Annotated in this window: 11 protein-coding genes; 10 read left to right on the plus strand and 1 reads right to left on the minus strand. The window is 47.3% G+C overall.

Annotated features, from left to right (window positions below; translation table 11 throughout):
• Positions 1 to 44: 44 nt before the first annotated feature.
• From ribH to NXS09_RS05925, 3 genes are all read left to right on the plus strand, one after another.
• The gene (ribH, locus tag NXS09_RS05915) at positions 45 to 536 is read left to right on the plus strand and encodes a 6,7-dimethyl-8-ribityllumazine synthase (protein ID WP_259291626.1); all 492 of its coding nucleotides are present in this window, start codon (positions 45 to 47) and stop codon (positions 534 to 536) included.
• Positions 537 to 600: 64 nt separating this feature from the next.
• On the plus strand, positions 601 to 1,026 hold the full coding sequence (gene nusB / locus NXS09_RS05920; RefSeq protein WP_259291627.1) for a transcription antitermination factor NusB: 426 nt from the start codon (positions 601 to 603) through the stop codon (positions 1,024 to 1,026).
• Positions 1,027 to 1,477: 451 nt separating this feature from the next.
• Positions 1,478 to 2,521: a zinc-dependent alcohol dehydrogenase family protein gene (locus NXS09_RS05925; RefSeq protein WP_259291628.1), complete on the plus strand. Its 1,044-nt coding sequence runs from the start codon at positions 1,478 to 1,480 to the stop codon at positions 2,519 to 2,521.
• Positions 2,522 to 2,614: 93 nt separating this feature from the next.
• On the opposite strand, the gene NXS09_RS05930 is transcribed toward NXS09_RS05925, so the two are convergent.
• Complete coding sequence (locus NXS09_RS05930; protein ID WP_259291629.1) at positions 2,615 to 3,295, minus strand: epoxyqueuosine reductase QueH; 681 nt, start codon at positions 3,293 to 3,295, stop codon at positions 2,615 to 2,617.
• Positions 3,296 to 3,561: 266 nt separating this feature from the next.
• On the opposite strand from NXS09_RS05930, the gene NXS09_RS05935 reads away from it, so the two are divergent.
• From NXS09_RS05935 to lpdA, 7 genes are all read left to right on the plus strand, one after another.
• Positions 3,562 to 4,539 carry a DNA polymerase III subunit delta' gene (locus tag NXS09_RS05935; RefSeq protein WP_259291630.1) on the plus strand — a complete coding sequence of 326 codons (978 nt, stop codon included), beginning with the start codon at positions 3,562 to 3,564 and terminating at the stop codon, positions 4,537 to 4,539.
• Positions 4,540 to 4,553: 14 nt separating this feature from the next.
• The gene (locus tag NXS09_RS05940) at positions 4,554 to 4,913 is read left to right on the plus strand and encodes a PilZ domain-containing protein (RefSeq protein WP_259291631.1); all 360 of its coding nucleotides are present in this window, start codon (positions 4,554 to 4,556) and stop codon (positions 4,911 to 4,913) included.
• A 97-nt stretch (positions 4,914 to 5,010) separates the two neighbouring features.
• Entirely contained in the window at positions 5,011 to 6,117 is a 1,107-nt protein-coding gene (gene mutY / locus NXS09_RS05945; RefSeq protein WP_259291632.1) for an A/G-specific adenine glycosylase, read from the plus strand.
• 493 nt (positions 6,118 to 6,610) lie between these two features.
• The gene (aceE, locus tag NXS09_RS05950) at positions 6,611 to 9,283 is read left to right on the plus strand and encodes a pyruvate dehydrogenase (acetyl-transferring), homodimeric type (protein ID WP_259291633.1); all 2,673 of its coding nucleotides are present in this window, start codon (positions 6,611 to 6,613) and stop codon (positions 9,281 to 9,283) included.
• A 91-nt stretch (positions 9,284 to 9,374) separates the two neighbouring features.
• Entirely contained in the window at positions 9,375 to 9,704 is a 330-nt protein-coding gene (locus tag NXS09_RS05955; RefSeq protein WP_259291634.1) for a DMT family transporter, read from the plus strand.
• A 62-nt stretch (positions 9,705 to 9,766) separates the two neighbouring features.
• Positions 9,767 to 11,413, plus strand: a complete 1,647-nt coding sequence (gene aceF / locus NXS09_RS05960; protein WP_259291635.1) for a dihydrolipoyllysine-residue acetyltransferase — start codon at positions 9,767 to 9,769, stop codon at positions 11,411 to 11,413.
• 86 nt (positions 11,414 to 11,499) lie between these two features.
• A complete protein-coding gene (lpdA, locus tag NXS09_RS05965; protein WP_259291636.1) occupies positions 11,500 to 13,296 on the plus strand; it encodes a dihydrolipoyl dehydrogenase in 1,797 nt (598 codons plus the stop codon).
• The last annotated feature ends 502 nt before the right edge of the window (positions 13,297 to 13,798 follow it).

A 13,798-nucleotide genomic window follows, 5' to 3' on the forward strand; every position in this document is an offset into this window, starting at 1 on the left:
TTTGAAATACACATAAAATCAACCTTAATCATGAAAGCAATCTTATGAATACTATCCAACCCGAACATAATGGTGCCGGACTACGCATCGGTATTGTACAAGCCCGTTTCAGCAACGAAATCGGCAGCGCTATGTTGAAAGTCTGTACTGAAAAACTAATCGCATTAGGCGTGAATACCGATGACATCACTGTTGCCACCGTGCCCGGTGCGCTGGAAGTGCCGCTGATTTTGCAAAATATGGCATCTTCCCAACAATACGATGCCCTTATCGCTATTGGTGCGGTTATCCGCGGCGAAACCTACCATTTCGAGCTGGTTTCCAACGAATCCGGTGCCGGCGTAACCCGTGTCGGCTTAGACTTCAATATTCCGATTGCCAACGCCATTCTAACCACTGAAAACGACGAACAGGCGCATGTTCGTATTGAAGAAAAAGCCAGCGATGCTGCCATTGTCGCCGTAGAATGTGCCAACTTGGTTAACCTGCTGTTAGAAGAGCAGTTAGAAGTATTTGAAGAAGACGACCAAGAGTAATCGGTTCAGACGGCTTATATATCAGTATCAGGCCGTCTGAAAAAAGAAAGGCAAGGAACCGCCCATGAAAACACCCCGCCGCCGCGCTCGCGAATTTACCGTGCAGGCACTGTATCAATCCGCACTGACTCAGGCTCCTGTCGCCGAAATTGCCAAAAACATCCGTGAAAGCAGCGACTTCAAAAAAGCCGATGACGAACTGTTTACCACGCTCTTTTTCGGCACGCATGCCAATCAAAAAGAATATATCCAGCTTATCCGCCCGCTGCTCGACCGTGATGAAAACGATCTCAGCCCGATTGAACGCGCTGTTTTATTGATGGCATGCCACGAACTATCTGCTATGCCCGAAACACCTTACCCGGTGATTATTAACGAAGCCATCGAAGTGACCAAAACATTCGGCGGCACCGACGGCCATAAGTTTGTAAACGGCATTCTCGACAAACTGGCGGTACAACTGCGCCCGAATGATCCTCAACGTCATTGAGCCGGCAATAGTAGTCAAATCAAGCCACAAAATGTTTAAACCGCCCTATACGGGCGGTTTTTTATCCCACATTATCATGGCCGATTATCGGCTTTTTATTGCGTCATATTTACTACTGCTTTACCGCCGCTTAATTTGCAAAATCTCGTAATAAAATGGTTTATTTTGTGAGTATTTCATATACAAAACATCCGTTGCACACCCTTTTCACTCACTTCCAAAAAAGTGAATTTAACACCCCCTAATAAAATTCAATCGATAAATTCAAGTGTTACGATTCATATTGTTTCAAATCAAAATAATTTAATGCTTTTGTATTTAAAATAATAGTAGATAAAAAATAATGTTATACCATAACATATTGAAATAATTAATAAATTGACTTTAGAGAGCATTTGTTCTATAAAAAGATTGTAAGCAAATTATCCAACTATCCTGAAAGGACAGTAAAATGAAAGCAATGACTTATTATGGCGAAGGTGACATCCGTTTTGAAGAAAAACCCAAGCCGCAAATTATTGATCCGACCGATGCCGTCGTGAAAATTGTAAAAACAACCATCTGCGGCACCGATTTAGGTATTTGGAAAGGCAAAAACCCTGAAATCACACCGGGACGCATTTTAGGCCACGAAGGTATCGGTATTGTCGAAGAAGTCGGCAGCGGTGTGAAAAACATTAAAAAAGGCGATAAAGTTATCATCTCATGCGTAAGCAAATGCTGTACTTGTGACAATTGTAAAGTTCAACTTTATTCACACTGTAGCAATGGCGGCGGCTGGATTTTAGGCTATATGATTGACGGCACTCAGGCCGAATATGTCCGCACCCCGTTTGCCGACAACAGCCTGATTCCGCTTCCTAGCAATGTAAACGAAGAAATTGCCCTATTGCTGAGTGATGCATTGCCTACCGCGCACGAAATCGGTGTTCAATACGGCGACGTAAAACCCGGTGACACCGTATTTATCGCCGGTGCCGGCCCTGTCGGTATGTCCGCCTTGTTAACCGCACAACTTTACAGCCCTTCCGTGTTGATTATGTGCGATATGGACGAAAACCGCCTGAAACTGGCTAAAGAATTGGGCGCGACCCACACAATCAACCCAGCTTCCGGCGATGTTACCAAAATGGTAACCGATATTGTCGGCAAAGACGGTGTGGATACCGCCATTGAAGCAGTCGGCCTTCCCGCTACTTGGAATATGTGCCAAGACATTGTTAAACCCGGCGGTAACTTGGCTGTGGTCGGCGTTCACGGTAAACCCGTTGACTTCAAACTGGAAAAACTATGGATTAAAAACCTAACCATTACCACCGGTTTGGTCAATACCAATACTACCGAAATGCTGATGAAAGCCATTTCAACCAGCTCCGTCGACTACACCAAAATGCTGACCCACCATTTCAAATTCGGCGAATTGGAAAAAGCATACGATGTATTCAAACATGCTGCTGAAAACGGCGCGATGAAAGTGGTATTAACTGTTGATTAAGTTTTTATAATCGGCACATAAAACAAAAAGCCGTCTGAAACATTTCAGACGGCTTTTTTATCAGTTAACTAAAAACCAAATGACCATTAAATATTATTTGGTCTCTTCATCACCATAATATTTCACCCCGATTTTGATCGGCGGACGACCTTGTGATTTACGGTGATGGTTGCTATCGCGTAACGAATAAGCACAACCGCAATATTCTTGCTGATAGAAATGCTCGCGTTTGCTGATTTCAATCATACGCGCACTGCCGCCACCTTTGCGCCAATTGTATTCCCAATAAGTCAGACCGGGATATTTTTCTGCCGCACGCACACCGCAATCATTGATTTGATTCATATTTTTCCAGCGTGAAATGCCAAGCGAACTGGTTATCACGGGAAAGCCGTGTTCATAGGCATACAGTGCGGTACGCTCAAAGCGCATATCGAAACACATGGTACAACGGCGGCCGCGCTCCGGATCCATTTCCATACCTTTGGCGCGTTCGAACCAATTGTCCACATCATAATCGGCATCAATAAAAGGAATACCGTGTTTTTCCGCAAAAGCGATATTTTCATTTTTGCGGATTTCATATTCTTTTTTCGGATGGATATTGGGGTTATAAAAATAAATCGTGAAATCAATACCGCTGGCCAACATTGCTTCCATCACTTCACCCGAACAGGGGGCGCAGCATGAATGCAGCAGCACTTTCTTTTGGCCGCCGGGCGGAATCAATTCGGGCCGTTCAATCGGCGTTACTTCAGGTTTTTGTTTATTCATATCTTTTAGCAGTGTGTTTTATCAATAGGATTCAGACGGCCTTGAAGAATTATTCCTTCAGGCCGTCTGAAAAATGTTCGATTAATTGGTTTATAATTCTAACAGAATCAGCCTTATGCCGTAAGGCGGCAATGGTATGTTTACGGCAAAAAAACATAGAAATATTCGTTTAAACCCCCTATTCAATTTTATAAAACCGACTGGCAGCACAACATTTTTATCTGCCGCAGGTATAATAAACATTTTCATCAGCAGGCTTCGTTCCCATGATTTATCCGTGGCATCAAAACCAATGGCAGCAAATCGCCGCCCACCGGCAAAACCTGCCTAATGCCTGGCTGTTTACCGGCAAAGAAAACACCGGCAAAACGGCATTCGCACGATATACCGCTCAGGCATTATTGTGCGAACAGCCCGATGCCAACGGAAATCCTTGCGGCACCTGCCCATCATGCCATTTGTTTGAGCAAAACAGCCATCCCGATTTTTACGAATTAACACCGGAAATCCCCGAAGGCGAAGCTGTCGGCCGCAAACTGCTACAGATTAAAATCGATGCCGTACGCGATGTGGTCGATAATATCCATTTAACTTCCGTGCGCGGCGGCCGCCGTATTGTTTTGATTCATCCGGCAGAAAGTATGAACCTTCAGGCGGCCAACGGCATTTTGAAAGCCTTGGAAGAGCCGCCTGAAAACGTTATCTTTTTACTGGTTACCCATGCCCGCGACAAACTATTGCCGACCATTAAAAGCCGCTGCCGCCAAATGGTATTACCGCCCCCTTCATACCAACAGGCGCTTGAATATCTGGAACAGCATCAAATAGAAAATGCCCGACCATTATTGGCTTTTCACGGCGGCGCCCCGCTTTTCGAACCCGAACCCGATTTGGATGCATTACGCGAAAAACTGCTCGACTTACTGGCCACACCCCGTTTATTGGCAATGCTTGATTACGCCGCCGAATTCGATAAATACAAACAACCGCTAGCCGTTTTTCTTGATTGGATCCATAAATGGCTGCTTGATGTAGGCTTGGCGCAACAGCAACTACCGCCACTCTACTACCCAGAACATGCGGCAGCATTGATGCAAACGGGCGCAAAAACCACACCGGCATCGCTATTTACCCTTACAGGCCGTCTGAACCGTTTAAGCCCTTACGGATACCACACCCTCAGTGTTAAAATGCAGCTCGAAGCCTTACTCACAGAATATCTTCAATTTTGGCAAAACAAATAAAAAGGGAAACATCTATGAACAATGCAAAAGACCACCTGCCCGGCAAAATGATGGCCTTGCAGTTGAAAGAAAAAATCGCACTTTATAACAGCTATATGCCGTTTCTCGAACACGGCGGCCTTTTTGTGCCTACCGACGACTCTTTTTCGTTGGGCGATGAAGTTTTACTGGCATTGGAACTCACCAACCATCCCGGTAAAAAATTCCTACGCACCCAAGTAGTTTGGATAAACCCCGCCCGCACTTCCGCACAACGCCCCAAAGGCGTAGGCTTGGCATTTAGCGACGATGAAATCTGTATCCAAACCAAAAACCTGATTGAAGCCGAGTTGGGCAACAATATACGCAGCGACCGCGCCACGTTTACCATGTAAACCCCGCTCCTCAATCAAACCTTATTTCAAAATATACCGATGCCGTCTGAAATCCATTTTCAGACGGCATCTGCCAAACTACCGAACACCAATCTCTATGACCACCCTAAGCTTTGCCGAACGCCTCATCACATGGCAGAAACAACATGGCCGTCACCATCTGCCTTGGCAGGTCGGGCAGCCTTATAATGTTTGGCTTTCCGAAATCATGTTGCAGCAAACCCAAGTAGCCACCGTGTTGGATTATTATCCGCGTTTTATCGCCCGTTTTCCGACCGTTGCCAGCCTTGCCGAAGCCGAACAAGACGATGTATTGAATTTGTGGGCAGGCTTGGGCTACTACAGCCGCGCGCGCAATCTGCATAAAGCGGCCAAACAAATCATAGATGAATTCAGCGGCGATTTTCCGCAAAGCCGCAGCGAACTGGAAAAATTATGCGGGGTTGGCAGAAGCACGGCCGCCGCCATTGCCGCCTTTGCTTTCCAACAACGGGAAACCATACTTGACGGTAATGTTAAGCGTGTCCTTTGCCGTGTTTTCGCACGCGACGGCAACCCTGCCGATAAAAAATTTGAAAACAGCTTGTGGACATTGGCAGAAAGCCTGCTGCCACAAAAAAACGAACAAATGCCTGCCTATACGCAAGGTTTAATGGATCTCGGCGCCACCGTATGCAAACGCAGTAAACCTTTATGCAATCAATGCCCAATGGCTGATATTTGCGAAGCCAAAGCCCAAGACCGTATTGCAGAACTGCCGCGTAAAAAATCCGCACCCGAAGTTAAAACACTGCCGCTTTACTGGCTGCTTATCCGCCATCAAAACGGCGCACTATGGCTGGAAAAACGCCCGCAAAAAGGCATTTGGGGCGGTTTATACTGCGTACCGTGTTTTGAGCACCTAAACGATCTTTACCGCTATGCATCGTTATTTTCAATCTCCCCCGACAATCTTGAAGAATCTTCGGCCATCACCCACCGCCTTACCCACCGTCTATTACTGATTACTCCTTTTTCGGCAACGCCGGAAACCACCGCCCTACCGCAAACCGTTTCAGACGGCCTCTGGGTTGCACCTGAAGACTTAGAAAAATATGGTCTCCCCCAACCTTTACAAATTTTTTTACAACACAACCTATCCGACCACGTTGCGGTAAAAGAAAATCAATCCGCCAAACCAGCAAAACGAAAATCTGCCAAATAAAATCTGATAAAACATTATGTACCGATGTATGCGGCATTTTTTCAAATCCAAACTGAATTGATATTCGCATAAACAAAGCCGTCTGAAATAATTTTACATTTCTTATTATTTTCAATTTTGTTTTAATTAAAACAAAAAAAGAAAACAATTCTATTAATATTCAAAAATTATGTTCAATATCGAAAAAAACAATGTTGGAAATATATAAAAATCTTAAAGAAAGCATATAGCATATCATTTGCCAGCAATCTGTTTTACTGATACGATTTCATTCTGACAAAAGTATATGCGGGTATATTTTCAGGCCGTTAAAACCCCCAAAAAATATGCGTGTATACATACTTTTATTAATGCTTTGAATCTTAAGAAATTAAGTGTTGTAATCATGTTGTCGGGCCAGCAATCTCACTCTATTGCCCGATAAGTTTCATAAACGAAAATGAATAAGCCGTCTGAAAGGCTGATTCGCAAATACTCAACAGAAGGAATAAATATGTCGACCCAACAAATTCAAGACGTTGATCCGATTGAAACCCAGGAATGGTTGGACGCATTAAGCTCCGTATTGGAAACCGAAGGCGAAACCCGGGCGCACTATCTATTGGAACAACTGGTGAAATATACTCGCCGTCGTGGTGTTCATATGCCGTTTGATGCCACCACCGCCTACCTGAACACCATTCCTGTAGGAAAAGAACAAAAATCACCCGGCAACCACGAATTAGAACACCGTATCCGTTCGATTATCCGCTGGAATGCAGCAGCTATGGTGCTGCGTGCCGGCAAAAAAAACCTCGAACTGGGCGGACACATCGCCTCTTTCCAATCTGCTGCCACCTTATATGACATCGGTTTTAATCACTTCTGGAAAGCCAAAGGCGACGGCGAAGAAGGCGATATGATCTTTATGCAAGGCCACTCTGCTCCCGGTATTTATGCGCGTGCTTTCGTAGAAGGACGTCTTTCCGAACAACAACTCGACAATTTCCGCCAAGAAGTAAACGGTGGCGGTTTATCTTCTTACCCTCACCCCCATCTGATGCCTGATTTCTGGCAATTCCCAACCGTATCTATGGGTTTGGGCCCGCTGATGGCGATTTATCAAGCCCGCTTCCTGAAATATCTGGAATCACGCGGTTTGAGCAAAACCAAAGGCCGTAAAGTATGGGTATTCTGCGGCGACGGCGAAATGGACGAACCGGAAAGCCAAGGCGCTATTTCACTGGCTGCCCGCGAAGGTTTGGACAATCTGATTTTTGTGATCAACTGTAACCTGCAACGTTTGGACGGCCCGGTACGCGGTAACGGCAAAATTATTCAAGAATTGGAAGGCAACTTCCGCGGTGCCGGTTGGAACGTATTGAAAGTGATTTGGGGCAGCCGTTGGGATGCCCTGTTGGCACGCGATACCGACAATGCCTTGAAAGCCCGTATGGCCGAATGTTTGGATGGCGACTACCAAACTTACAAATCAAAAGACGGTGCCTATGTGCGCGAACACTTCTTCAACACCCCCGAATTAAAAGCCATGGTTGCCAATATGTCCGACGATGAAATTTGGGCATTGAACCGCGGCGGTCACGACCCGCACAAAGTGTATGCGGCCTACTACGAAGCCGTAAACAATCCCGACGGCCGTCCTACCGTGATTCTGGCCAAAACCATTAAAGGCTACGGCATGGGCTCTTCAGGCGAAGGCCAAAACGTTGCCCACCAAGCCAAAAAAATGGACGTGGAATCACTGAAAAAATTCCGTACCCGTTTCGGCATCCCCGTAAGCGACGAGCAAATCGAAAGCGGCGACCTGCCTTACTACCGCTTCCCTGAAGACAGCGAAGAAATGAAATATCTGCGCGACCGCCGCAACGCATTGGGCGGTTACCTACCGCAACGCAACCCGAACACCGAAGCCTTGCCGATTCCCGCATTGGAAACATTCGATGCACAGCTTCAATCCAGCGGTGAGCGCGAATTCTCTACCACAATGGCATTTGTGCGTATTCTTTCTACCTTAATGAAAGACAAACAAATCGGCAAACGCATTGTGCCGATTGTGCCTGACGAAAGCCGTACTTTCGGTATGGAAGGTATGTTCCGTCAATACGGCATTTGGAACCCGAAAGGCCAACAATATACTCCGCAAGATAAAGACCAACTGATGTTCTATAAAGAATCCATCGACGGTCAAATGTTGCAAGAAGGTATTAACGAGCCGGGTGCAATGGCCGACTGGATTGCTGCAGCCACCAGCTATGCCAACAACCGTTATGCAATGATTCCGTTCTATATTTACTACTCAATGTTCGGTTTCCAACGCGTTGGCGACTTGGCTTGGGCAGCCGGCGATATGCACGCCCGCGGCTTCCTGTTGGGCGGTACTGCCGGACGTACAACCCTCAACGGTGAAGGTTTACAACACGAAGATGGCCACAGCCATGTTCAAGCCGATTTAATTCCGAACTGCTTGTCTTACGATCCGACCTATCAATATGAATTGGCCGTGATTATCCAAGACGGTTTGCGCCGCATGTATGTAGAACAAGAAGATGTGTTCTACTACTTAACCGTGATGAACGAAAACTATGCCCACCCTGCCATGCCGCAACGCGAAGGCATCGAAGAAGAAATTCTGAAAGGTATGTATTTGTTCCGCGAAGGTGCACAAAGCGATAAGAAAGTACAACTGATGGGCTCTGGCGTTATCTTGAACGAAGTGATTAAAGCTGCCGACATGCTGAAAGCCGACTTCGGTGTGGAAGCAGATATTTGGTCTGTACCTTCATTCAACCTGTTATACCGCGATGCCGTTGAAGTTGACCGCTACAACCGCCTACATCCGATGGAAGCCGGTAAAGTACCGTTTGTTGCCCAACAATTGCAAGGTCACGAAGGCCCTGTAATTGCTTCTACCGACTATGTACGCAACTTCGCCGACCGTATCCATGCTTATGTACCGAACGAATACCATGTTTTGGGTACCGACGGTTTCGGTCGCAGCGATTCGCGTGCCAACCTGCGCGACTTCTTTGAAATCGACAGACGTCATGTTGCCGTTGCCGCACTGAGCGCACTAGCCAACCAAGGCAAGATTGAAAAAGTGGTTGTACAACAAGCTATTGAAAAATACGGCATTAAAACCGATACCGCGCCGAGCTGGAAACGTTAATTGAGCCAACAGGCCGTCTGAAATCAAAATATGGTTTTCAGACGGCCTACCGAGCAATAAAGCAATCAGCCGAAAATAAAGCGCAAATGCCATGACATTAAATTGGATTTACCTGATAACCGCCGGACTCTTAGAAATAGGTTGGCCTATCGGTTTGAAACTCGCACAAACCGGAAGCGTTCGATGGCCGGGTATCACAATGGCTATTGTATGTATGGCAATGAGTGGTTTTTGTCTGTATCTGGCACAAAAAAGCATACCAATGGGTACGGCTTATGCAGTATGGACGGGAATCGGTGCTGCTGGCGCATTTATTGTAGGCATATTGTTTTACGGAGATGCCGCCACGTTTAGCCGATGGTTAGGCGCTATGCTGATTATTTCAGGCGTGGTTGTTCTCAAATTAAGCTCGGGCCATTAAACATTTCAGACGGCCTGTAACCGTATTTTCAAAATGAACTGTCTCATAAAAGGAATAACTCAATGAGCATTGTAGAAATCAAAGTACCCGATATCGGTGGTCACGAAAACGTAGATGTGATTGCCGTAGAAGTCAAAGCCGGCGATACCATCGCCGTTGACGATACCCTGATTACCTTGGAAACCGATAAAGCCACTATGGATGTTCCGGCCGATGCCGCCGGCGTGGTAAAAGAAGTTAAAGTGAATGTGGGCGACAAAGTTTCAGAAGGCAGCGTTATCGTATTGGTTGAAGCCGACGGAGCCGGAGCTTCCGCTGCGCCTGCCGAAGCTGCCGCACCTGCTGAAAAAGCAGCCGAACCCGCACCTGCTGCCGCTGCGCCCGCCGCAGGCGGTGCCACTGTTAAAGTGGAAGTACCGGATATCGGCGGCCACGAAGGTGTTGATGTGATTGCCGTAGAAATCAAAGAAGGCGATACCGTTGCTTTAGACGACACCCTGATTACTTTGGAAACCGATAAAGCCACTATGGACGTACCCAGCACGGCTGCCGGTGTGGTGAAAGCGGTTTATATCAAAGTGGGCGACAAAGTATCCCAAGGTACGCAAATTATCGAAGTGGAAACAGCCGGTGGTGCCGCAGCCCCTGCACCTGCCCAACAAGAAGCCCCCAAAGCAGAATCTGCACCTAAAACCGAAGCACCTGCTGCTGCCCCAGCCGCTGCACCTGCTAAAACCGAAAGCGCACCTGTTGCCGCATTCGGTAACACGCCTGTAAACGAAGCGGCATTTGCCAAAGCCCATGCCGGCCCTTCCGCCCGCAAATTAGCGCGTGAATTGGGTGTTGATCTGAGCTTGGTAAAAGGTACCGGCGCGAAAGGCCGTATTGTCGGTGAAGACATTAAAGCCTTTGTGAAAGCTGCTATGCAGGGTGGTGCCGGTAAAGGCGCACCTGCTGCCGCTTCTCTTGGCGGTGGTTTGGATCTGTTGCCATGGCCGAAAATCGATTTCAGCAAATTCGGTGAAATCGAAGTTAAAGAGCTTTCCCGTATTAAGAAAATTTCCGGTCAAAACCTGTCTCGCAACTGGGTCATGATTCCTCATGTTACCGTGAACGAAGAAGCCGACATGACCGACTTGGAAACATTCCGCAAACAGCTGAATAAAGAGTGGGAACGCGAAGGTTTGAAATTGTCGCCGCTGGCATTCATTATCAAAGCCTCTGTTTCCGCATTGAAAGCCTTCCCGGAATTTAACTCTTCGCTCGACGGCGACAATTTGATTCTGAAAAAATACTACAACATCGGTTTTGCTGCCGACACGCCTAACGGCTTGGTTGTACCGGTGATTAAAGATGTCGATAAAAAAGGCTTGAAAGAAATTTCGCAAGAACTGACCGAGTTGAGCAAAAAAGCCCGCGAAGGCAAACTCAAACCGCAAGAAATGCAAGGCGCATGCTTTACCATTTCCAGCCTCGGTGGTATCGGCGGCACCAGCTTCACGCCGATTGTGAACGCACCGGAAGTAGCCATTTTGGGCGTGTGCAAATCACAAATGAAACCTGTTTGGAACGGTTCTTCTTTCGACCCGCGCCTGATGTGTCCGTTGAGTCTGTCGTTCGACCACCGCGTTATCGACGGTGCCGCAGGTATGCGCTTTACCGTTTATCTGGCGAACCTGTTGAAAGACTTCCGCCGCGTAATACTGTAAGGCTTTTCAGACGGCCTGATAATCAAGGCCGTCTGAAAATACACAATAAGCAGAGCAGCTTAGCTGCTTGAGAGAAAGGTTTGACAATGAGCTTGATTGAACTCAAAGTTCCCGATATCGGCGGTCATGAAAATGTAGACATTATTGCCGTCGAAATCAAAGCCGGCGACACTGTTGCCGTTGAAGATACCCTGATTACTTTGGAAACCGACAAAGCCACTATGGATGTGCCCGCAGAAGCAGCCGGTGTGGTAAAAGAAGTTAAAGTTAAAGTGGGCGATAAAATTTCAGAAGGCGGTGTGATTGCGGTTATCGAAGCCGAAGGTGCCGCAGCAGAAGCGCCCAAAGCCGAAGAGCCGGCAGCCGCACCGAAACAGGAAGCTGCTCCGGCAGCCGCCGCACCCGCTCCGCAAGCGGCGCAATTCTCAGGTTCTGCCGATGCAGAATACGATGTGGTTGTATTGGGTGGCGGCCCCGGCGGTTATTCCGCTGCTTTTGCCGCAGCCGACGAAGGCTTGAAAACAGCCATTATCGAGCAATACAACACCTTAGGCGGCGTTTGCCTGAACGTGGGCTGTATTCCTTCTAAAGCACTGTTGCACAATGCCGCCGTGATTGACGAAGTGAAACATCTTGCTGCCAACGGTATCAAATACCCCGCTCCGGAAATCGATATCGACATGCTGCGCACTTACAAAGAAAAAGTGATCGGCAAATTAACCGGCGGCTTAGCCGGCATGGCCAAAGCCCGTAAAGTGGATGTGATTCAAGGTCGAGGCGAATTTGTTTCCGCCAACCATATCGAAGTAGCGCTAACCGAGTCTTCACAATACGAGCACGCCGCCGAAACCGGTGCTAAAAAAACCGTTGCCTTCAAAAATGCGATTATCGCAGTCGGCAGCCGCGTGGTAAATCTGCCGTTTATTCCTGAAGATCCCCGCATTGTCGACAGTACCGGCGCGCTTGAACTCAGCAAAGTTCCGGAAAAAATGCTAATTATCGGCGGCGGTATTATCGGTTTGGAAATGGGTACGGTATACAGCACTTTAGGCGCCCGCTTAGATGTTGTGGAAATGCTGGACGGCCTGATGCAAGGCGCAGATCGCGACTTGGTTAAAGTGTGGGAAAAAATGAACGCCCACCGCTTTGACAATATTATGACCGAAACCAAAACTGTTGCCGTTGAAGCCAAAGAAGACGGTATTTATGTGACTTTCGAAGGCAAAAAAGCCCCCGCAGAGCCACAACGTTACGATTTGGTATTGGTTGCCGCAGGCCGTGCGCCGAACGGTAAACTATGCGGTGCCGACAAAGCAGGTGTTGCCGTAACCGAACGCGGCTTTATCGAAGTGGATAAACAACAACGTACCAATGTGCCGCATATTTATGCCATCGGTGATGTGGTCGGCCAACCGATGTTGGCACACAAAGCCGTACACGAAGGACACGTTGCCGCCGAAAACTGCGCCGGACACAAAGCCTACTTTGATGCCCGCGTGATTCCGGGTGTGGCTTATACCGACCCTGAAGTAGCATGGGTAGGCGTTACCGAAGAAATCGCCAAACGCGACGGTATCAAAATCACCAAATCGGTATTCCCTTGGGCAGCCAGCGGCCGCGCCATTGCCAACGGACGTGACGAAGGTTTCACCAAGTTGATTTTTGACGCCGAAACCGGCCATATTATCGGCGGCGGTATCGTCGGTACTCATGCCGGCGATATGATCGGCGAAGTCTGCTTGGCAATTGAAATGGGTTGCGATGCCGAAGACATCGGCAAAACCATCCACCCGCACCCGACCTTGGGTGAAAGCATTGGTATGAGCGCCGAAGTGGCATTAGGCGTATGTACCGACTTGCCGCCACAACGCAAGAAAAAATAATATTATTCAATATATTGAATAAATATCATAAAAAGCCGTCTGAAACATTTCAGACGGCCTTTTTTGTAGGGACGGATGATATATTCGCCCATATTTGTCTATTCGACTATATAACCCTTTGTCACACATGCCGAAGCCATACAATTGCGGCTGTATTTATCGGTAGTGTAATCCCAAACAGCGGGTGGATATGCAATCCACCCCTACATATGGTGGGTAGTTGTCGTATATTGTTTGCCCATATTAAGTTAAAATTTCCTATTAGGAAACGAATGTTAAATAAAATCGGTATTTATCAATTTTTAGGCATTTCATACAATACGCACATCAACAGAGCAAACAGCAGTTTAAAACTTTTCCTAACTATCAAACTTAAATAAAAATACACCATGAGGACAATTATCATGAAAAAAACCATGCTTACTTTCGCCGCTTTAGCTACTTTAGCCACTTCTTTCGCTTCCGCCCGCGGTGCCCACATGCCGGCTTACAACCATGCCAA

Origin of the sequence: Neisseria montereyensis, from assembly GCF_024834045.1 — a bacterium.
Taxonomy (GTDB): domain Bacteria; phylum Pseudomonadota; class Gammaproteobacteria; order Burkholderiales; family Neisseriaceae; genus Neisseria; species Neisseria montereyensis.